The 19,651-nt window shown below is 64.2% G+C and carries 25 protein-coding genes; 16 read left to right on the top strand and 9 right to left on the bottom strand.

The genetic code is table 11. The annotated features are described in order from the left end of the window. Window positions 1-3 precede the first annotated feature (3 nt). Window positions 4-852 (top strand): mechanosensitive ion channel family protein, encoded by an 849-nt coding sequence (locus tag MUB52_RS09330; RefSeq protein ID WP_263843949.1) that lies wholly within the window; start codon window positions 4-6, stop codon window positions 850-852. A gap of 39 nt (window positions 853-891) precedes the next feature. On the opposite strand, the gene MUB52_RS09335 is transcribed toward MUB52_RS09330, so the two are convergent. After that, complete coding sequence (locus MUB52_RS09335; protein ID WP_263843950.1) at window positions 892-1,380, bottom strand: peroxiredoxin; 489 nt, start codon at window positions 1,378-1,380, stop codon at window positions 892-894. A gap of 100 nt (window positions 1,381-1,480) precedes the next feature. Here MUB52_RS09335 and MUB52_RS09340 point away from each other — a divergent pair, with 100 nt between their 5' ends. Genes MUB52_RS09340 through MUB52_RS09350 form a run of 3 tightly spaced genes read left to right on the top strand, consistent with a single transcriptional unit; the run spans window position 1,481 to window position 3,440 of the window. Then, entirely contained in the window at window positions 1,481-2,689 is a 1,209-nt protein-coding gene (locus tag MUB52_RS09340) for an NAD(P)/FAD-dependent oxidoreductase (protein WP_263843951.1), read from the top strand. Beyond that, the gene (gene rsmD, locus MUB52_RS09345) at window positions 2,686-3,243 is read left to right on the top strand and encodes a 16S rRNA (guanine(966)-N(2))-methyltransferase RsmD (protein ID WP_263843952.1); all 558 of its coding nucleotides are present in this window, start codon (window positions 2,686-2,688) and stop codon (window positions 3,241-3,243) included. The genes MUB52_RS09340 and rsmD overlap by 4 nt, the downstream gene beginning before the upstream one ends. Before the next feature lie 17 nt (window positions 3,244-3,260). Next, the gene (locus tag MUB52_RS09350) at window positions 3,261-3,440 is read left to right on the top strand and encodes a hypothetical protein (RefSeq protein ID WP_263843953.1); all 180 of its coding nucleotides are present in this window, start codon (window positions 3,261-3,263) and stop codon (window positions 3,438-3,440) included. Here MUB52_RS09350 and map read toward each other — a convergent pair. Both map and sfsA read right to left on the bottom strand, forming a co-directional pair. Continuing rightward, window positions 3,425-4,243, bottom strand: a complete 819-nt coding sequence (gene map, locus MUB52_RS09355; RefSeq protein ID WP_263843954.1) for a type I methionyl aminopeptidase — start codon at window positions 4,241-4,243, stop codon at window positions 3,425-3,427. The genes MUB52_RS09350 and map overlap by 16 nt on opposite strands. Window positions 4,244-4,309: 66 nt before the next feature. Then, on the bottom strand, window positions 4,310-5,017 hold the full coding sequence (sfsA, locus tag MUB52_RS09360; protein WP_263843955.1) for a DNA/RNA nuclease SfsA: 708 nt from the start codon (window positions 5,015-5,017) through the stop codon (window positions 4,310-4,312). 49 nt (window positions 5,018-5,066) lie between these two features. Here sfsA and MUB52_RS09365 point away from each other — a divergent pair, with 49 nt between their 5' ends. The 4 genes from MUB52_RS09365 to MUB52_RS09380 are packed head-to-tail and all read left to right on the top strand — an operon-like array spanning window position 5,067 to window position 8,023. Next, window positions 5,067-5,792 (top strand): competence/damage-inducible protein A, encoded by a 726-nt coding sequence (locus MUB52_RS09365; protein WP_263843956.1) that lies wholly within the window; start codon window positions 5,067-5,069, stop codon window positions 5,790-5,792. Beyond that, on the top strand, window positions 5,789-6,514 hold the full coding sequence (locus tag MUB52_RS09370) for a GNAT family N-acetyltransferase (protein ID WP_263843957.1): 726 nt from the start codon (window positions 5,789-5,791) through the stop codon (window positions 6,512-6,514). The genes MUB52_RS09365 and MUB52_RS09370 overlap by 4 nt, the downstream gene beginning before the upstream one ends. Before the next feature lies 1 nt (window position 6,515). Beyond that, a complete protein-coding gene (locus MUB52_RS09375; RefSeq protein WP_263843958.1) occupies window positions 6,516-7,088 on the top strand; it encodes a peroxidase-related enzyme in 573 nt (190 codons plus the stop codon). Next, entirely contained in the window at window positions 7,085-8,023 is a 939-nt protein-coding gene (locus tag MUB52_RS09380) for an OmpA family protein (RefSeq protein ID WP_263843959.1), read from the top strand. The genes MUB52_RS09375 and MUB52_RS09380 overlap by 4 nt, the downstream gene beginning before the upstream one ends. A gap of 45 nt (window positions 8,024-8,068) precedes the next feature. On the opposite strand, the gene MUB52_RS09385 is transcribed toward MUB52_RS09380, so the two are convergent. Then, complete coding sequence (locus tag MUB52_RS09385) at window positions 8,069-8,974, bottom strand: LysR family transcriptional regulator (RefSeq protein ID WP_263843960.1); 906 nt, start codon at window positions 8,972-8,974, stop codon at window positions 8,069-8,071. Between the two features lie 244 nt (window positions 8,975-9,218). Between MUB52_RS09385 and MUB52_RS09390 the strand changes: the two genes are divergently transcribed. Then, window positions 9,219-9,662, top strand: a complete 444-nt coding sequence (locus MUB52_RS09390) for a DUF4399 domain-containing protein (protein ID WP_263843961.1) — start codon at window positions 9,219-9,221, stop codon at window positions 9,660-9,662. A 6-nt stretch (window positions 9,663-9,668) separates the two neighbouring features. Here the strand turns inward: MUB52_RS09390 and MUB52_RS09395 are convergent, their stop codons facing one another. Further along, a complete protein-coding gene (locus tag MUB52_RS09395) occupies window positions 9,669-11,696 on the bottom strand; it encodes an NADPH-dependent 2,4-dienoyl-CoA reductase (protein WP_263843962.1) in 2,028 nt (675 codons plus the stop codon). Window positions 11,697-11,785: 89 nt separating this feature from the next. Here MUB52_RS09395 and MUB52_RS09400 point away from each other — a divergent pair, with 89 nt between their 5' ends. Together MUB52_RS09400 and MUB52_RS09405 are read left to right on the top strand one after the other, a co-directional pair. Beyond that, entirely contained in the window at window positions 11,786-12,244 is a 459-nt protein-coding gene (locus MUB52_RS09400; RefSeq protein ID WP_263843963.1) for a GNAT family N-acetyltransferase, read from the top strand. After that, the gene (locus MUB52_RS09405) at window positions 12,241-12,723 is read left to right on the top strand and encodes an RNA pyrophosphohydrolase (protein WP_263843964.1); all 483 of its coding nucleotides are present in this window, start codon (window positions 12,241-12,243) and stop codon (window positions 12,721-12,723) included. The genes MUB52_RS09400 and MUB52_RS09405 overlap by 4 nt, the downstream gene beginning before the upstream one ends. Here the strand turns inward: MUB52_RS09405 and MUB52_RS09410 are convergent. The 3 genes from MUB52_RS09410 to nth are packed head-to-tail and all read right to left on the bottom strand — an operon-like array spanning window position 12,720 to window position 14,946. Continuing rightward, window positions 12,720-13,316 (bottom strand): GNAT family N-acetyltransferase, encoded by a 597-nt coding sequence (locus MUB52_RS09410; RefSeq protein WP_263843965.1) that lies wholly within the window; start codon window positions 13,314-13,316, stop codon window positions 12,720-12,722. The two genes, MUB52_RS09405 and MUB52_RS09410, sit on opposite strands and share 4 nt — an antisense overlap. Before the next feature lie 2 nt (window positions 13,317-13,318). Next, window positions 13,319-14,305 carry an adenosine kinase gene (locus MUB52_RS09415; protein WP_263843966.1) on the bottom strand — a complete coding sequence of 329 codons (987 nt, stop codon included), beginning with the start codon at window positions 14,303-14,305 and terminating at the stop codon, window positions 13,319-13,321. After that, a complete protein-coding gene (gene nth / locus MUB52_RS09420; RefSeq protein ID WP_263843967.1) occupies window positions 14,302-14,946 on the bottom strand; it encodes an endonuclease III in 645 nt (214 codons plus the stop codon). Before nth ends, MUB52_RS09415 begins: the two co-directional genes overlap by 4 nt. Window positions 14,947-15,094: 148 nt before the next feature. Here nth and MUB52_RS09425 point away from each other — a divergent pair, with 148 nt between their 5' ends. The 5 genes from MUB52_RS09425 to MUB52_RS09445 all read left to right on the top strand — a co-directional run bounded on the left by MUB52_RS09425 (window position 15,095) and on the right by MUB52_RS09445 (window position 18,556). Further along, window positions 15,095-15,964, top strand: a complete 870-nt coding sequence (locus MUB52_RS09425; protein WP_263843968.1) for a Hint domain-containing protein — start codon at window positions 15,095-15,097, stop codon at window positions 15,962-15,964. A gap of 39 nt (window positions 15,965-16,003) precedes the next feature. Continuing rightward, entirely contained in the window at window positions 16,004-16,168 is a 165-nt protein-coding gene (locus MUB52_RS09430; RefSeq protein WP_263843969.1) for a hypothetical protein, read from the top strand. A gap of 71 nt (window positions 16,169-16,239) precedes the next feature. Then, a complete protein-coding gene (locus MUB52_RS09435; protein WP_263843970.1) occupies window positions 16,240-17,106 on the top strand; it encodes a bifunctional helix-turn-helix domain-containing protein/methylated-DNA--[protein]-cysteine S-methyltransferase in 867 nt (288 codons plus the stop codon). Window positions 17,107-17,239: 133 nt separating this feature from the next. Further along, on the top strand, window positions 17,240-17,902 hold the full coding sequence (locus tag MUB52_RS09440) for an OmpA family protein (protein ID WP_263843971.1): 663 nt from the start codon (window positions 17,240-17,242) through the stop codon (window positions 17,900-17,902). Between the two features lie 111 nt (window positions 17,903-18,013). Then, window positions 18,014-18,556, top strand: coding sequence for an NADPH-dependent FMN reductase (locus MUB52_RS09445; protein WP_263843972.1), 543 nt, complete (start codon window positions 18,014-18,016; stop codon window positions 18,554-18,556). A gap of 49 nt (window positions 18,557-18,605) precedes the next feature. Here the strand turns inward: MUB52_RS09445 and MUB52_RS09450 are convergent, their stop codons facing one another. Then, window positions 18,606-19,637 carry an NAD(P)/FAD-dependent oxidoreductase gene (locus MUB52_RS09450; protein ID WP_263843973.1) on the bottom strand — a complete coding sequence of 344 codons (1,032 nt, stop codon included), beginning with the start codon at window positions 19,635-19,637 and terminating at the stop codon, window positions 18,606-18,608. Window positions 19,638-19,651: the final 14 nt, after the last annotated feature.

Below are 19,651 nucleotides of genomic sequence, written 5' to 3' on the forward strand. Positions count from 1 at the left end.
CCCATGGAAGACCTACTGCAAACCGAGATCTGGCAGGGCAAGACCCTCGCCGATCTGCTGACGCTCGACTTCCTCCTCAGTGCCGCGGGCTCCGTGCTGGCGGCCTTCGGCATTCTGATCATCGGCTGGATCGTGTCCGCCTGGCTCCAGCGTCGGATTCAGAACCTCGGCAAAAAGCACCGCCATCTGGACGACACGCTCTTCGATTTTCTGTCGTCCATCGTGCGGTACGTCGTGCTCGGCTTTGCCGTGCTCTTCGTGCTCAACACCTTCGGGGTTCAGACCACCTCGGTCGTGGCCGTCATCGGTGCGGCGGGCCTGGCCATCGGTCTGGCGCTTCAGGGCACGCTGTCCAATGTGGCGGCAGGCGTGATGCTGATCCTCTTCCGGCCGATCAAGCTGGGTGATTTCGTGGAAGTGGGTGGAGAAATGGGCACCGTCAAGGCGATCACGTTGAATTTCACGGAACTGGCCGACATCAGCAACGTGCAGGTGATCATCCCGAACTCCGAAGTCTGGGGCAACGTGATCACGAACTACTCCACGAACGACAAGCGCCGCGCGGAATGGACCTTCGGTGTGGGCTATGGGGTCAACCTGGCCGAGGCCGAGCGGATCATTCGCGAGACGGTGATGGCTGATCCACGCTCGCAATCGCATCCGGAGCCGTTCATCCAGGTCAACAATCTGGGCGACAGCTCGGTCGATTTTCTGGTGCGGGTCTGGGTCGATGCGTCGGAGTACTTCGGTTATCAGGCCGATATCAAGCGCGCCGTGAAAGAGGCGCTGGACGCAGGCGGGATCGATATTCCCTTCCCCACGCGGACGATGGTGCAGGTCAAAGCGTCCTGACGGCTGGCGCCCGGCGGTCAGCCCGCCGGGGCCACTGGGTCACATGTTTTCAAGCAGCGCTTCGCCGCCCGAAACCTCGCAGACGCCGGGGCTTTCCTCGGCCTGCAGCAGGGTCACTTTGCCATCATCGACCAGCATCGCATAGCGCTTCGACCGGGCATGCAGCCCGGCGGGCGGGGCGTCGAAATCCATGCCGATGGCCTTGGTGAACGAGCTGTCGGCGTCACCCAGCATGGTGATGCCGGCGGCGGTGGCCCCTGTGGCCTCGCCCCAGGACTTCATCACGAAGGGGTCGTTCACCGAGACGCAGATGATCTCGTCCACGCCCTTTGCGTCGAACTGATCCTTGGTGCGGATGAAGCTCGGCACATGGGCCGAGTGACAGGTCGGCGTATAGGCGCCCGGCACAGCGAAGAGCACGACCTTGCGGCCTTTCGTCTTGTCGGACAGCGAGACGGCGGCTGGCCCATCGGCGCCCAATTGGACCAGAGTTGCGTCGGGAAGTTGATCGCCCTGTGAAATCGTCATGTGCTAGGCCTTTCTTGGAATTGCGTTTGCCTTGCCCTCGGATATAGGTTGCGACCTCGGGCGAGGCCAGTGAATTCCGACGGGCAAAAGAGGGGGCGGGATGCGTCATATCATCGTGATCGGAGCGGGGCAGGCCGGCGCGTCCTGCGTGGCCAAGCTGCGCAACATCGGCTGCAATGACCGCATCACGCTGATTGGCGCCGAGCCGGTGCCGCCCTATCAGCGCCCGCCCTTGTCCAAGGCTTATCTCATGGGGGACATGGGTCTGGAGCGGCTGTTTCTGCGGCCCGAGAGCTTCTATGCCGAGCAGGACATCACCCTGCGTACCGGCACTGAGGTGACGGCGATCGCAGCGGATACGCAACAGGTGCGGCTGGGCGACGAGACGCTGGGTTATGACGATCTGGTGCTGACCACCGGGTCCGAACCGCGCCGCCTGCCCGCCAGCATCGGGGGTGATCTCGAGGGCGTCTATTGCGTGCGAGACCTCGCCGATGTGGACGCCATGGCCCCTCGTTTCGCAGCCGGGCGCCGCGTGCTCATCGTCGGGGGTGGCTACATCGGGCTCGAGGCCGCTTCCGTGGCCGCCAAACTGGGGCTGCAGGTCACGCTGGTCGAGATGGCAGAGCGCATCTTGCAGCGTGTTGCAGCACCTCAGACCAGCGACTACTTCCGCGCGCTGCATGAGGCGCACGGCGTTGCGATCCGGGAGGGCGTGGGGTTGGAGCGGCTGACCGGTGACGGGGCCGTAGGCGGCGCAGTGTTGAGCGACGGCACCGAGGTCGAGGTCGATTTCGTGATTGTCGGTGTGGGCATTGCGCCCTCCACGACGCTCGCCGAGGCGGCGGGGATCGAGATCGACAATGGCATCCGGGTGGACGCGCAGGGTCGGACGTCGATACCGCATATCTGGGCGGCTGGGGATTGCACGTCCTTCCCCTATCGCGACCGGCGCATCCGGCTGGAAAGTGTCCCCCACGCGATCGACCAGTCGGAGTTGGTGGCTGAGAACATCATGGGCGCGGGCAAGGACTACGTGGCCAAGCCCTGGTTCTGGTCGGACCAGTATGACGTCAGATTGCAGATCGCGGGGCTGAATACGGGCTACACGGATGTGGTTGCGCGTCAGGGCGCAGGGCAGACGGCCTCTTTCTGGTACTACCGCGAGGGCAACTTGCTTGCCGTCGACGCGATGAATGACCCGCGCGCCTACATGATCGGCAAGCGGCTGATCGAGGCGGGCAAAAGTGCCGACCCTGCGCGCGTGGCCGATGCGCAGGCTGATCTGAAACCGTTGCTCAGCGCGTGAGGATCATCGCGGGTGAGTATCGCGGTACAGCGCTTGCCACTGTCGGCAGGGGCGACACGGCTGCGCATCTGCGCCCCACCACCGACCGGGTGCGCGAAAGCCTGTTCAGCGTGCTGACCCATCACGATGTGATCGCGGGCGCGCGGGTGCTGGACGTCTTTGCCGGAACCGGCGCGCTGGGGCTGGAGGCGCTGTCGCGCGGCGCCACGCGGGCCGCCTTTGTCGACGACGGGCGTGTGGCGCAAGGGCTGATCCGCCAGAATATCGCCAAGCTGCGCGTGCAGGATCGCACCGAGACGATCCGGCGCAATGCCTTGCACCTGCCAGCGCGTGACGGCATGCCCTTCGATCTGGTGTTTGTCGATCCACCCTATGGAAAGGGGTTTGGAGCAAAGGCGCTTGCCGTCCTCGAGACCGGCGGCTGGTTGTCACCGGAGGCGTTCATCGTGTGGGAGGAGGCGCAAGAGATGCCGGCGCCCAGCGGCTTTGAGGTCGTGGATCGGCGTCGCTATGGTGACACGCATATCACGTTGCTGTCGAAAACCACGCCATAAAGTGATACGCAACCCTCATGTTCGCATCTGCCATCTCCCTTTTCTGGTCGATCCCGGACGCACGCGGCGCGACCGGGCCCGCGCCCAGGCGCAGGCCGTCGCCGATCTTCATCGGGGATGCGGTGCAGCCCTGGGGTCGAGAGACCCTGCTGCTCGAAATTCTGCGCCGGGATGCGGAGGATCAGCCGTTCGAATAGGTGGGGTGGAACAACCCGCCGGGTGAGAGCGTGAAGATATCCGCACCGTCCGACGTCACACCGATCGAATGTTCGAACTGCGCCGAGAGCGACTTGTCGCGGGTCACGGCGGTCCAGTCGTCGGCCAGTGTCTTGGTCTCCGGACGGCCCAGGTTCACCATCGGCTCGATGGTGAAGAACATGCCCTCTTCGAGAACAGCGCCGGTTCCTGGCCGGCCGTAGTGCAACACATTGGGGGGCGCATGAAACACCCGGCCCAACCCATGCCCGCAGAAATCGCGCACAACGGACATGCGGTGACTTTCCACGAAGGATTGGATTGCGTGGCCGATGTCGCCGAAGGTCTTGCCGGGCTTGACCGCCTCGATCCCGATCATCAGCGCGTCATGGGTCACCTGGATCAGCCGCTCGGCCTTGCGCGGTAGCTTGCCCGCCACATACATCCGGCTGGTGTCACCGAACCAGCCATCGACGATCACTGTGACGTCGATGTTCAGGATATCGCCGTCCTTCAGCCGCTTCTCGCCCGGGATGCCGTGGCAGACCACGTGATTGACCGAAATGCAGCTGGCGTGCTTGTAGCCCTTGTAGCCGATGGTGGCCGATGTGGCGCCCGCCTCCTCGACCATTCTGGTGATGGCCATGTCGATGGCACCCGTGGTCTGGCCGACAAAGATCAGCTCTGCCACGTCGTCGAGAATGCGCGCGGCAAGCTGGCCCGCGGCCCGCATGCCGGCAAAATCGCCCTTCTCGTAAATGCGGATGCCATCCTTTGTATGGCGCCCGCGAAGATCGTCGTCCACTGGACTACTCCGTCGTGACTGTTGGGCGCGGTTTTAACGCGCAAAAGACCCAAGGGCCAGTGGCCCTCAGATCCGTATTTCGAGCGCGTCTGAGAGTTCGACGCCTTGAGGGGAGATATTGGTGCGATGACACAGGGTTTCAACGCCCTGATCGCGCGCCTGTCGATATGTCGCATCATAGAGCGGGTCGATATCGGCTGCGAGCGTGAATGCGGTGCAATCTGTCCGCTGGACCAGGTAAAGCATCACCGCACGGTGGCCCTGCCGCGCCATCTCGGCAAGCTCGGCAAGGTGCTTGGCACCCCGCGCCGTCACGCTGTCGGGAAACTCCGCAAGGCCCGACTGGCGCGAGAGCGTGACGCTCTTGACCTCGACATAGGCATCCGGCAAGCCCGGTTCCGAGAGCAGGAAGTCGATGCGGCTGCCCGCGCCGTATTTCACCTCCGGCCGCACCATCCCGTAGGCGGCAAGTCCGGGGACGGCGCGGGCCTGCAGCGCCGCCTTCAGCGCCTTGTTCGGCAGCGAGGTGTCGACCCCGGTGAAATGCCCGTTCTCGTGATCGACAAGGCGCCAGCCGTATTTCAGCTTCTTCTTCGGGTCGTTGTTCGGCTCCAGCCAGACCCTGGTGCCGGGCTCTGCAAGGCCCATCATCGAACCGGGGTTTGCACAATGGGCGGTGATCTCGATGCCTGTATCCTCGAGCACGCAATCGGCGAGAAAGCGTTTGTAGCGGCGGGTCAGCCGGGCGGGCACAAGATCGGTTTGAAAGCGCATGAGGCCGGGTCTATACCTCACGGCAGGTGAGACGCAAGGAAGGCCCTTCATGCCCAACCCCACGGCTGCGATGCTGGTGATCGGAGATGAAATCCTCTCCGGTCGGACACGCGATGCGAACATGTACCACCTGGCTGGCAAGCTGACGGAGGTCGGCCTCGATTTGCGTGAGGTGCGCGTGGTCAGCGATGATCGGGGTGCGATTGTCGAGGCGGTTCAGGCCCTTGCGGCTGCCCATGACCATGTCTTCACCAGCGGCGGCATTGGCCCCACGCACGATGACATCACGGCCGATTGCATCGCCGCGGCCTTCGGCGCCGAGATCGACGTGCGTGCAGATGCGCTGGCCATCCTGAAGCAACACTACGCCACAACCGGGATCGAACTGAACGAGGCGCGCCTGCGCATGGCCCGCATCCCCGCAGGCGCGACGCTGATCGACAACCCAGTCTCCGCCGCACCGGGGTTCACCCTTGCGAATGTGCACGTCATGGCCGGCGTGCCGTCCGTCTTTCAGGCCATGGTGGAAGCTCTGCTGCCGCAGCTTGTGGGCGGGGCACCTTTGGTGTCGGAAACGCTGCGGGTGCTTCGCGGCGAGGGCGATATCGCCGGACCCTTGGGCGCTTTGGCCGAGGAGTATCCCACGCTCAGCCTCGGGTCCTATCCGTTCCAGCAGAAAAACGGGCGCTACGGCTCCAACGTGGTGATCCGTGGCTCCGATGCGGCGCTGGTCCGACAGGCCAAGCAGCGGTTGGCCGAGACCTTCCGGGAATGACCTCGCCCGATCTTTTTGCGGTGAGTGACGCGACCTGGCCTGCGGCGGCCTATCGGCCTGTGGGCCCGTGGGTGCTGCGCGACGGGCAGGGGGGTGGCAAGCGGGTCTCCGCAACCTCTGCCACCGAGGCGGCACGGCCCGACGACATCGCGTTGGCCGAGGCAGACATGGCCGCACGCGGGCAGTCGCTGCTCTTCACTTTGCAGCCCAAGGATGCCGAAATCGACACGGCACTGGCCGACCGCGGCTATGAGGTCGTCGACCCCACAAACCTCTGGATCGCGCCCATAGATCGGTTGACCGATCTGCCGGTGCCGCGGGTGACGGCCTTCTGCATCTGGGAGCCGCTGGCGATCATGGAGGAAATCTGGGCCAAGGGCGGTATCGGCCCGGCACGGCTCGCCGTGATGGCGCGCGCGGCGGAAAAGACAGGCATCCTCGCGCGCTGGAACGAAAGACCGGCTGGCGCCGCCTTTGCGGCAATCCATGAGGATGTCTGCATGGTGCATGCGGTGGAGATCCTGCCCGAACAGCGCCGCCAGGGCGTGGCCAGCTGGGTCATGCGGGCGGCGGCCTTCTGGGCCGCGGCCCGAGGCGCGCGGCATATCTCTGTGCTTTGCACGCAGGCCAACGAGGGGGCGAACCGGCTCTATTCCTCTCTGGGCTTCGAGACCGTGGGCCAGTACCATTACCGGCATAAACGCTCACGGAAGGTGCCCTGACATGGCGGATGAGACCCTGCCCACAGCCTTGAACCTGCCTATGGTCGACCCTCTGCCCGAGGCCACGCAGAAATACTTCGACATCTGTCAGGACAAGTTGGGGCTCATCCCGAATGTCCTGCGCGCCTATGCCTTCGATATCGAGAAGCTCGACGCATTCACGGCGATGTATAACAACCTGATGCTGGCACCCTCGGGGCTCAGCAAGCTCGAGCGCGAGATGATCGCTGTGGTTGTCTCCTCGATCAACAAGTGCTTCTACTGCCTCGTGGCGCATGGGGCCGCGGTGCGCGCGCTTTCGGGCGATCCGCAACTGGGTGAGGCCCTGGTGATGAACTACCGCGTGGCCAGGCTCGATGCGCGCCAGCGCGCCATGCTCGATTTTGCGGCGCAGATGACCACGGCCAGCGCAACGATTGAGGATGCGGATCGCACCGCGCTTCGCGATGTGGGGTTCACCGATCACGACATCTGGGACATCGCGAATGTCGCCGGGTTCTTCAACATGACCAACCGTGTGGCCAGCGCGACGGCCATGCAGCCCAACGACGATTATCACGCACAGGCCCGATGACGCGGGCACGGCTCCTTTGCACGCTTGCGGCTCTGGTCGGCGCCGGTGCCGTTCCGGCGGCTGAGCTGACGCTGCCGTCCGCTGCCAGGATGACGGTCGAGCGGGCGACGGAACTGGACAGCTTCGATGCACCTCTGGGCCCCTTTTCCGACGGGCAAGTGCCGGCGCGCACCCTCGAAGGCGCCGTGACACGGCGCGCCTGGCGGATCGACACCGGCAATCTGACCTCGTTGCAGGTCATGGCCCCCCTGCGGGAGCAGATCGAGGCGCTCGGCTACGACATCGTCTTCGAATGCACAAGCTCTGCCTGCGGCGGCTTTGATTTCCGGTTCGCGATTGAGGTGCTGCCAGGGCCGAACATGTACGTCAATATTGGCTCTTATCGGTATCTGACCGCGTTCAAAGGGCCGGACGACGATCCCGACGAAACTCTGACGGTGCTGACAAGTGCCACCGCGGCCTCGGCCTATGTGCAGGTGATCCATACAGCCACTGACGCCGCCACCCCACCAGTTACCAGCGCAGCACCGGTGGCGCGCCCTGATCTGCAACCGCCCGAGCCCGAGGCGCCCGATCTTCTGCGCGATGGGTTCGTGGTACTGTCCGATCTCGATTTCGACACCGGTACGACCGCGCTTGGCCCCGGGCCTTTCGCCTCGCTGCAAGAGCTTGCAGATCTGATGGAGGCCCGCCCGGAGCTTCGGATCGCCCTGGTCGGTCATACCGACACCGTTGGTGGGCTCGAGCCCAACATCGACCTGTCGCGCGCCCGCGCGCAGGCCGTGCGCGGGCGGCTGGTCGCGCAGTACCAGATCGATCCGGCGCGTCTGGATGCGGAAGGCATGGGATATCTTGCGCCCGTCGCCTCCAATCTGACTGCCGAGGGGCGAGAGCGGAACAGGCGCGTGGAGGCGATCGTGCTCAATACGGAATAGGATTGCTGCGAAACCGCGGGGGGCGGGCGACAGCGCGGTCGCCTGTTACCAGTCCGAGGGGCCCTTGTCCGCAAAGGCGTGCACAAGAAAGTCGATGAAGGCGCGCACTTTGGGCTGGGTGAACCGCCCCGGCGGGTAGACCGCGTAGATGCCTTGCGTTTCCAGTGGCAGATCGGGGATCGCATCCTCGACCAGACCTTTCTCCATTGCGTCGGCGTAGAGAAAGCTGGGCAGGTAAGCGATCCCGAGCCCGGAGATCGCCGCATTCAGCAGCGATTGCCCGTCGTTCACGCTGAGCCAGCCGGCAGTGCGCACCTGGCGTTTCTCGCCAGATGGCGCGGTGAGTTTCCAGACGTTGCCTGACGACTGGTTCGAATAATGCAGCAGCTTGTGCGCGTTGAGATCATCGATCTTACGGGGCCGACCGTATTTCTCGAAGTACTCGGGGCTCGCAATCATGCGTTTCGTCGTTTCAGTCAGCTTGCGCGCGCGCAGCGTGCTGTCTTCCAGCTCGCCGATGCGGATCGCCATGTCGAAGCCTTCCGAAATCAGCTCCACATAGCGGTTGTTGAGCACCATGTTCACCGTGATATCCGGGAAATCGGACAGGAACTGGCTCAGGACAGGAGACAGGTGGTTAACCCCGAAGTCGGTCGCGACCGAAATGCGCAGCAGACCCGAAGGCGCACTTTGCATGGAGGTGACCAGCGCATCAGCCTCGCCCGCGTCGTTCAGGACGCGCCGCGCGCGATCATAATAGGCCAGACCGATTTCCGTGGGGCTGACCCGTCGTGTCGTGCGATTGAGCAGGCGCGCGCCAAGGCGCGCTTCCAGCGAGGAGACATGCTTGGAGACAGCCGATTTGGAAATCCCCAGCTTCTTGGCCGCATCGGTGAAGCCACCTTGGTCGACAACTGTGGCAAATGCTTCCATTTCTGTGAGGCGGTCCATCGCCTTCCCCTTCCTCGATCCCAAAGGCCTGACCGGGTTATGCGGGTGAATTCAGGCAGGAACGCGGCAGAGGTGAGACAGTATCACGGTATTTGAGTGGATCGTCCGGGGCGCGGAAACGCCGCAAGAGCGTATTATCGGACAGCCGAACGCGGTTGGAGCATCTTGAACGTCGGACCATCTTCGACAAGTTGCCTCGCCGTCTTATCTTCTGCACAGTGGGACAAAAGTGGAGGAGACCAAGATGACACGACTGTTTGCCGCTATCGCCGCAGGGATGCTGAGCGCAGGGTCTGCGTTTGCGGGGGGAGAGACGCCGTCCAATCCGGACGCCGAGCTCTATTTCGTCAATCTCGAGGACGGAGCAACGGTCTCCTCGCCCGTGCAGGTGATCTTTGGACTGCGCGGGATGGGTGTGGCTCCTGCGGGCGCGGAAGTGGAGAACACCGGCCACCACCACCTCCTCATCAACCGCCCGCCACTGGGCGAGGGTGAATTCGGCGACGAGGAGTTCGAGCTGGCCATTCCGGCCGACGAGAACCACGTCCATTTCGGTGGCGGTCAGACCGAGACAACCGTCGAGCTGCCGCCCGGTGAGCATACCTTGCAGCTGGTTCTGGGGGATTGGACCCACGTGCCGCACACCGATCCGATCGTCTCGGAGGTGATCACGATTACCGTCGAGTAGGCTCGCTCACAGGGCCGCGGCGAGCCGTGTCCCCTGATTGATCGCACGCTTGGCATCGAGCTCGGCGGCCACGTCCGCGCCGCCGATCACATGGCAGGGTGTCCCTTGCGCCTCCAACGCGTCCGCGAGGCTGCGATCCGAGAGCTGTCCGGCGCAGAGCACGATGGTGTCCGCTTCGATCAGCGTGGGGTTTTCGCGCGCCTCGCCGTGGGAGACAAGGATGCCGCCTTCTTCGATGCGCTCGTAGTTGACGCCGCCGATCATCTTGACGTCTTTCATCGCCAGGGCCGCGCGGTGGATCCAGCCGGTGGTCTTGCCGAGGCGTTTACCCGGCTTTTCCGCCTTGCGCTGCAGCAGCGTGATCTGCCGCGCCGGCGCGTCGGGCTGTGGGCCTTCGGGCGCGAGGCCCGAGCGGTGCTCGGCAGGGTCCGCCACGCCCCATTCGCGCATCCAGTCGGGCAGGCTTTCCGTGGGGCTGGTGCCTTCGTGCACGAGGTATTCGGCCACGTCGAAACCGATGCCGCCCGCGCCGACGATCGCCACGCGTTTGCCGACCTCGGCCGTGCCGCGCAGCACGTCGATGTAGCTCAGCACATGGGGCGCGTCCTGACCGGGGATACCCGGATCACGCGGCACCACGCCGGTGGCGATGATCACCTCGTCGAAGCCTGCGAGATCCGCCGCGGTGGCAGTGTGGCCAAGGCGCAGCGTGATGTCATGCTCGGCCATCATGGTGCGGTACCAGTCCACGAGGCCCCAGAACTCCTCCTTGCCCGGCACCTGCTTGGCCATGTTGAGCTGGCCGCCGATCTCCTCGGCCTGATCAAAGAGCGTGGTCCTGTGCCCCCGTTCCGCCGCCGTCATCGCTGCGGACAGACCTGCGGGGCCGGCGCCGACGACGGCGATGGATTTTGGCGTGTCGGTCGGGCTGATGGTCAACTCGGTCTCGTAACAGGCGCGGGGGTTCACGAGGCAACTGGAGATCTTGCCGCTGAAGGTGTGATCGAGGCAGGCCTGATTGCAGGCGATACAGGGCGCGATCTGCGCGGATTTGCCCGCCATCGCCTTGGCCACGAAATCCGCATCGGCCAGCATCGGCCGCGCCATCGAGACCATATCGGCGCAGCCGTCCGCCAGAACCTCTTCGGCGACCTCGGGCGTGTTGATCCGGTTCGACGTGATCACCGGGATGCCGACTTTGCCCATCAGCTTCTTGGTGACCCAGGCGAAGGCCGCGCGGGGCACGGAGGTTGCAATCGTCGGGATGCGCGCCTCATGCCAGCCGATGCCGGTGTTGATGATCGTGGCCCCCGCTTTCTCGATCTCCTGCGCCAGTTGCACGACCTCCTCATGGGTTGAGCCATTGGGCACAAGGTCGATCATCGAGAGACGATAGATCAGGATGAACTCCGGCCCCACCGCCTCGCGGGTGCGGCGCACGACCTCGATGGGCAGGCGCATGCGGTTCTCGTAGGACCCGCCCCAACGGTCGTCGCGCTTGTTGGTGTGGGTCACGAGGAACTGGTTGAGGAAATAGCCCTCCGATCCCATGATCTCGACCCCGTCATAGCCCGCCTCTTGCGCCCGCTTCGCACAAGCGACGATATCGTCGATCTGCTTTTCGATACCCTCTTCGTCAAGCGCCGTGGGCGGGAAGGGCGAGATGGGCGACTTGATCGCCGAAGGCGCCACGCATTTCGGCCCGTAGGCATAGCGGCCCGCGTGCAGGATCTGCATGGCGATCTTGCCGCCATCGGCGTGCACGGCGCGCGTGATCACGCTGTGGTTGGCGACATCCTCATCCGTGACCATCATCGCCGCCCCCGGCAGCACGGAGCCTTCGAGGTTCGGGCCAATCCCGCCTGTGACCATCAGGGCCACCTGACCGCGCGCGCGCGCTGCGTAGAACTCCGCCACCCGGTGCCAATCCTTCGTCTCCTCCAGCCCGGTGTGCATCGAGCCCATGAGCACGCGGTTCTTCAGCGTGGTGAAGCCCAGATCGAGCGGCGCCAGAAGATGCGGATAGTCAGCCATGGAACTCTCTCCCCGGATGTGGTTGGCACGAGATCACATTTTCACATATGGGCTGTCACGTCGAACGCGGCGTCACGGGGGGCATGATCATGATCAGATGGGCGGCGCCGCAGGATGCGGAGGCCTTGGGGCAGGTGTTCTATTCCGCCGTACGCGACGGGCCGAGCCCCTATACCGAGGCGCAGCGCGCCGCCTGGGTGCGCGACGTGCCGAGCGGGCCGCGCTGGGCCGCGCGTCTGACCCCGTTGCGGATCGCCGTGGCAGAGGTGGATGGAACGGTTGCAGGGTTCATGAGCATCGAGAGTGGCGGCTACATCGATCTTGCGTTCATTCGACCAGCACATCGCGGTGCGGGGCTTTTCCGCCAGCTTGCCGCGCGGGTGGAAGACCATGCGCGCAGCAAGGGCGAACCGCTGCTTTGGACCCATGCGAGCCTCATGGCGCAGCCGGCCTTTCGGGCAGTGGGGTTTTCGACTATCCATCACGAAAGAGTGGAGCGGCACGGTGAGCACCTCGACCGCGCCAGGATGGAGAAGAGGCTCGGATGACCCCGGAAGAGATCAAAAAGCTGCCTTACCGGCCATGTGTCGGTGTGATGCTGATCAATCCGCGGCACGAGGTCTTTGTCGGGCAGCGGATCGACAACTACCGGGATGCCTGGCAGATGCCGCAGGGCGGCGTGGACCCTGGCGAGGATCCGCGTGCTGCCGCCTTGCGCGAGCTCCGCGAGGAGACCGGGGTGCGTCCCGGGCTGGTGACGGTGCTGGCCGAGACCGAGAATTGGCTGCCTTATGATCTGCCGTATGACCTCGTGCCCAAACTGTGGAAAGGGCGGTTTCGGGGGCAGGAACAGAAATGGTTCCTGATGCGGTTCGAGGGGCGTGACAGTGACATAGATATCGCGACGGAGCATCCGGAGTTTTCACGCTGGCGCTGGATGCCGACCAGCAGGCTCATCGACGCGATTGTCCCTTTCAAGCGCGATGTCTACGTTTCGGTCCTCGATGCGTTTTCAGAACACCTCTAGGGTTCGAAGATCGGGATATGCGCGCCTGCGTCGCGGGGGAGAAGGCCGGTCACGCGCGGATCGTCGCAGATCTCGACCTCCTGACGCCGAGGGATGAAGCCGCTTCGCCGGTAGAAGTCAAGAGCACCGGGGCTGTCCATGGTGCAGGTATGCACGTGGAAGTGCGCAATCGGCCTGTCCCATGCGCGCGTGATCGCCTCGTTCATCAAAAACCGGCCCGCGCCCTGCCCCATGAGCCGCCGGGTGACGCCGAAATAGGCAAGCTCGCAAGCGTTCGGGCGGCGGAAGTCAAGCTCCAGCAGCGCTTCGGCCCGACCGTCGAGCAGGAGGGTGAACATCTCGACCTGCGGGTCCGCGACAAGGGCGGTGATCTCGGCGTCTGAGAGCTTCATTCGCTCGAACCAGAGCCACTCCTGAAGACCGACGCGGCGAAAGAGATCGCGGTAGTCTTCCGGGTCAGGTGTCAGCGCGGTGAAGTTCACGCCTGCGGGCAGATCAACCTGCCGCAACGCGGGCTTTGAGCGCATGTCCAGATGCGTCACGATCGTCGCGACCTTGCCGCGCGGCACCGGGTGCAGGCCGTCGGCGATCACGCTCAGACAAGTCCTTGGGTGCGAAACACCTTCATCATGTCGGTCTGCGGGCGCGGTCCCACGTGGCTGATGACCTCCGCCGCGCAGAGGTTGCCCATACGCGCGCAGGTCTCCGTGTCGCGCCCCGTCGCCACGCCGTAGAGGAAGCCCGCAGCGAACTGATCACCTGCGCCGGTGGCATCGACGGGCGTGACCGGAGTAACCGGTACATCCACGCGCTTACCGTCTGTAATGACTGTGACCCCGTCGGCAGAGCGGGTGCAGACGACCATCGGACAGATGTCGGCCGTCTTTGCCAGCGCTGTTTCCACATCCGTCTGGAAGAGCGATTCGATCTCATGCTGGTTGCCGATGACGTAGTCGAGATCCCTTTCGATGAGCGACAGGAAGTCGGCCCGGTGCCGCTCGACGCAGAACGGATCGGAAATGGCGATCCCGGCGATGCCGCCGCCCGCCTTTGTCGCCCGCGCTGCTTCGCGAAACGCGGTTTTGCCCGCGTCATGATCGAAGAGATAGCCTTCGAGGAACATGATGCGTGCGTTGCCGGAAACCTCCGGCGGCACGTCCGCCGAGGTCAGCCCGGTGGAGATGCCGAGATAGGTGTTCATCGACCGCTCGCCGTCAGGCGCCACGAAGATCATGCTGCGCGAGGTGGGCACTTCGCCGTCCTCGACGGGCGGGTTCACGAAGTCGATGCCATTGTCGGTCATGGCACTGGCGTAGAAATGCCCGAGCGCGTCATCGCGTACCCGGCCGATGAAGGCCGTCTGTAGCCCCAGTGCCCCAACACCCGCCACCGTGTTTGCCACTGCGCCGCCGGGTGTCTGCATCCGGTCGTTCATCGAGCCATAGAGCTTTTCCGACCGGTCGCGGTCCACCAGCTGCATGATGCCCTTTTCGATCCCCATCAGATCGAGAAAGCTGTCATCGGCATGGGTGATCACGTCGACAACGGCGTTTCCGATGCCGACAAGCTGGTAGTGTTTCATGGGGTCTTGTCCTCAAATGGGCAGAGATCGCGGATGATGCAGGTCGGGCAAAGCGGCTTGCGCGCTTTGCAGTGATAACGCCCGTGCAAGATCATCCAGTGGTGCGCGTGCAGTTGGAAATCTGCGGGGATGTTGTCTTCAATGGCGCGCTCGACCGCCTCGACCGTCCTGCCGGGCGCGATGCCGGTGCGGTTGCCGAGGCGGAAGATATGGGTGTCGACCGCCTGGGCCGGGTGCTGCCACCACATGTTCAGCACCACATTGGCGGTCTTCCGACCCACGCCCGGCAGACTCTGAAGGGCCGCGCGGCTGTTCGGAACCTCGCCACCGTAGTCGTCAACCAGGATCTGGCTCAGCTTCATCACGTTCTTGGCCTTCTGCCGGTAGAGCCCGATGGTCTTGATGTGCTCGATCAGCCCATCGAGGCCGAGGTCGAGCATCTTCTGCGGCGTATCCGCGACCTCAAAGAGGCTTCGGGTGGCCTTGTTGACGCCGGCATCCGTGGCCTGCGCACTTAGCGCCACCGCCACCACAAGGGTGTAAACGTTGACATGTTCCAACTCCCCCTTCGGTTCAGGGTCGGCCTCCTGAAACCGGGCGAAGATCTGTCGAATGGTATGGTAGTCGAGCTGTTTTGCCATTCGCCCGGTATGCTGTCTTTGCCGGGCATGGGCAAGCCTATGGGTCCGCGATCCTTAAAATGCGTCTCAAAACTTGGCGGATTTTTCAGCAGTATCTTCACCTCGATCTGCGAGGGTGCGATCTGGATCAATCCTGACAGGTATCGCGATGCCCACGAGTTCGTTCTACGGCTACTCCTCCGAGGCACTGGTGTACAACGCCACCAACGGCACGTTTACGCTCGACGCCAACTACGACTTCACGACGGACCGCGTTCTGTTCCAGATCACCGATGATGACGCGTCTCTCGATGGGGACGAGCACAACAACGAAGTGGGCGAAGATGCGGACCAGACAGGTGTCGTGACCCGACCGGACGGGACGCTGGTGGGATCGGGCCTTATCTACGGTGAGGAATACGCGATCCTGCAAGCCCCTGACGGGTCACAGGTCACAATCGACCGGATCGAGATCGCGGGCGTGAAGATGGGCTATGTGCCCTCCGCGCCGCTCCAGCCCGGCGTGACCTACACCTATGTCGGCGGCGGGGATATCGACAATATTCTGCAATCTCAAGGCGGTGCGGACACCCGGCAGACCTACGCGCAATACGAACAGCAGAGCGTGCCGTGTTTCGGACCTGGAACGATGATTCGCACCGAGAACGGTGAGATCCCCGTCGAATGGCTCGAGACCTCCGATAAGGTACTGACCCGCGATCACGGGTACCAGCCGATCGTCTGGATCGGGCGCACCAAGTTGGATCCGGGCTATTTTACGCAGTACCCTGCGGAACGCCCGGTGTGCATCCCGGCAGGCTCCTGCGGTGCGAACATGCCCACGCACGATCTGCACGTCACCGGCGATCACAGGCTGCTCTTCACCTCCGCCAAAGCCGAGATGCTGTTTTTCTCCAGCGAAGTCCTTCTGCCTGCCAAGGCATGGCCGGACCGTGGGCATGGTTTCCAGTTTTTTCCTGCGGAGCCCTACACGCTCACCCATATCGCATGCGCTCAGCACGAGGTGATCATGGCCTAGGGCACCTGGGTCGAGACGATATTCACCGGCCCCGAAACCTTGCGACGCCTCGCTGACGACGACGCGGCGCGTCTCGAAGCGGCACTGGGACCGGGCGGGTTCGAGCAAGAGACGGCGCGCCCCTGTCTGACCCGGAGCGAGGCGCGCCTGCTGATTGAGCCGGCGCAGGCAGTCGCGGATCAGCCGTTTCTGAAAACCGCCTGAAGCGCAGACGCAGGCCGAGATCCCGCAGGTTTCGGGTCGCGCCGAACGGCGGGATTGCCTAGTTTGATGCCATGACACAGCATCAGACCCTCCCGAACCAAACCGAGACCGCGTATCACTATCAGGTCGTCCGTCGCGCGATCGATCTCATCGATCAGGCCGAGGCGCCGCTCTCGCTGGAGCAGATCGCCGCGCAAATGGGGATGAGTGTCGCGCATTTCCAAAGGCTGTTTTCCCGTTGGGTCGGGATTTCGCCGAAGCGGTATCAGCAGTATCTGACCCTCGGTCATGCCAAGACCCTTCTGCGCGACCGGTTCACGACGCTTGAGGCGTCCCATGCCGTCGGCCTCTCGGGCAGCGGACGGCTGCACGATCTGTTTGTGAGGTGGGAATCGATGAGCCCGGGCGAGTTTGCCCGCGGCGGCGAGGGGCTCACGATCTATTGGGGCTGGTTTGAAAGCCCCTTCGGCCCCGCCGTTGTCATGGGCACCGAAAAAGGCATCTGCGGCATGGGGTTCGCGGCAGAGATGGGAGAGGACGCCGCCTTGCAGGATTTGCTCTCGCGCTGGCCGAAGGCGGAGTTTGTCGAGGATCCGATGATGCTGCGCCCGTGGGTCCTGCAGGCTTTCGGAGCGGGCGACGGACAGTTGAATACGGCACCGCTTTTCCTGATCGGCGCGCCGTTTCAGATCAAGGTCTGGGAAGCGCTGCTCAGCATCCCGTCGGGGCATGTCACCACCTATTCGGAGATTGCACAGGCCATTGGCAACCCGCGGGCCGTGCGCGCGGTGGGGACCGCGGTGGGGCGCAACCCGATCAGCTGGCTCATCCCCTGCCACCGCGCGCTGCGCAAATCCGGGGGCCTCGGCGGCTATCACTGGGGCCTGCCCATGAAGCGCGCCATGCTCGCCTATGAGGCCGTGCACGCGGAGAATTGACCCGACGCGACGGACGGCGGTCTGCTGCCGATGTTTTTCCCCCTTGGTTCGAGGCGGAACCGCGGCCATATATAGGGCGTTCAACCAAGACGCCTCGCCCGAACGGGGCCGCAACCATTGAAGGCAGACCGACATGACTTTCTTGAAAACCCCTTTGATTCTCGCCGTCTCCGGCGCCCTGGTATTGACCGCCTGCACGGACCCGAACCAGATCGGGGCCAATTCCAGCAACCCCAAGGCGCAGCGCGGGGCCCTGATCGGCGCCGGCGCTGGCGCGCTTGCGGGCGCGCTCTCCAGGGGCGATGGAAACCGCGGCGACGGTGCGCTTGTCGGTGCAGTGATCGGCGGCGCGATTGGCGCAGGCATCGGCTACAACCTCGACCAGCAGGAGGCCGAGCTGCGCCGCGAGCTCGATAACGATGTCACCATCACCAACACCGGGGATCGCCTGATCCTCAATCTGCCGCAGAGCATTGTCTTTGCCACCGACAGTTTTGCAGTGCGCCCCGATCTTCAGGATGATCTCTATTCCGTTGCGGCGAGCCTCAACAAGTATCCGCAATCGACAGTGCAGGTGATCGGGCACACCGACAGTGACGGCGAGGCCGGGTACAATCAGCAGCTGTCAGAGCGCCGCGCGACGGCCGTGGCCAATGTGCTGCTGACTGCCGGTGTGCCGTCCGCCCGGCTTCAGACATTCGGCCGCGGCGAGAGCCAGCCGATCGCGAGCAATCTCAATGCGGCGGGCAAGGCCCAAAACCGCCGGGTGGAGATTGTCATTCTGCCTACAACCTGACAGATCGCTGCGCGAACCCTGCAGGGAGCCCCGCAATTGCAGCCGGGGCTCTTGTCTTTTTGCGACATCACATCAGGGTAAGGCCAGAATTTCGAGGTGAGGAACTCTACTATGGCGAACTATAAGCTTCTTGGGATGTCCGGATCGTTGCGCAAAGCGTCGACCAACACGATGTTGGTGCGCGAGGCGGCACGGCTGTTCGGTGCGTGCGATTTCGAGCTCGCCGACCTGCATCTGCCGCTCTACGACGGGGATGCAGAAGCTGCCGATGGGGTGCCGTCCGCCGTGCAGGCCCTTGCCGATGCGGTTGCCGCGGCGGATGCGGTCATCATCTCGACGCCCGAGTACAACAAGGGACCGTCCGGTGTTCTCAAGAATGCACTGGACTGGATCAGCCGAACCAAGGGCCGGCCCTGGACGGACAAGCCGGTGGCGGTGATGTCCGCCGCTGCAGGGCGCGCCGGCGGTGAGCGCGCGCAGATGGTGTTGCGGGGCTTCATGGTGCCGTTCCGCCCGATGATCCTGCAGGGCCCCGAGATCCATTTGGCCGACAGCAGCAACCAATTCGATGGCGAGGGCCACCTGACCGGTGAGATTTATGTCCGCGAGTTGACCGCCTTGATGGAAGCCTTGAAGTCGCGGATCGCGCGCTGACGGCTCACGCGATTTCGCCACCGGCTCCGGGCATGCTGGCCTGCAGGGATCAGAACGATGCGGCGACCTCGAAGCCATCGGGGATCGCCGCACGACCGTCGAGCACCAGATCCGCCATGACCTCCGCAACCTTCGGCGCCATGCCGAAGCCGATCTTGAACCCACCATTGGCGATGAAATGGCCTGGCCGATCCGGCCATGGCCCCAGCATGGGCGCGCGGCTGCGCGCCCGGGGGCGGATGCCGGCCCACCGCTCCAGCACACGTGCCCCTTGCAGAGCGGGCACAGCCGCCCGTGCCTTTGCGATGACCTCGTCCAGCTGCGCGTCTGTCCCGGTCGGGTCATCGTAATCCCGTTCCGATGTGGATCCGATCGCAACCGTGCCATTTTGGTGCGGAACGATGTGCACCCCGTCGGCGAAGATCTGCGGCGCGCCGCGTGCGTCAAGATCCAGGAGCGCAGCCTGCCCCTTCACGCCGGTCCCGATGGCGCGATGGTGGTTTCGGCTCAGATCCGCGAGCCCAGCGACCCCCGTGGCCCAGACGACCGCACCGGTATCGGGGGCGTTGCGCACGATTTGCACCCCCTTGGCCGAGAGTGCCGCCGCAAGTGCAGCGCAGGCCTGGCGCGGGTGCAGATGCGCGCTGAGGCTGTCGCGGATCACCCAGCCGGTTGGCGAGAGCGGCGCCCAGGGCGCTTCGCTATTGCGCTCGACCGACCAGGTCGCCTCGGTGCCCCATAGATCGACAGCGTTGCGGGCCCGCTGGCGGGCCAGCTCGAGCCCCCGCGCATCGGCGATGGGCTGCAGACGCCCGCTGCGCAGATACCCCGATGGGAGGCCGCCTGCCTGTTCGACCGCAGACCAGAACGGTGCTGCAGACAGCAGGCTTTCAAGCTGGAAAGCCTTCTTGGGGTTCCAGTTTTCCGGGACATGCGGGGCCAAGGCGCCGACGATGCCGCCACTGCTCCCTGTGCCAACACCATGCGGATCGACGACGGTCACCTGCGCCCCGCGCTGCAGGCAGACCCATGCGATCGACAGGCCGAAGATGCCCGCCCCGCGGACGGTGATATCGGCCATTGCCAAAGGTCCCG

The sequence above is a fragment of the Roseobacter sinensis genome (genome assembly GCF_025755255.1).
GTDB lineage: Bacteria > Pseudomonadota > Alphaproteobacteria > Rhodobacterales > Rhodobacteraceae > Roseobacter > Roseobacter sinensis.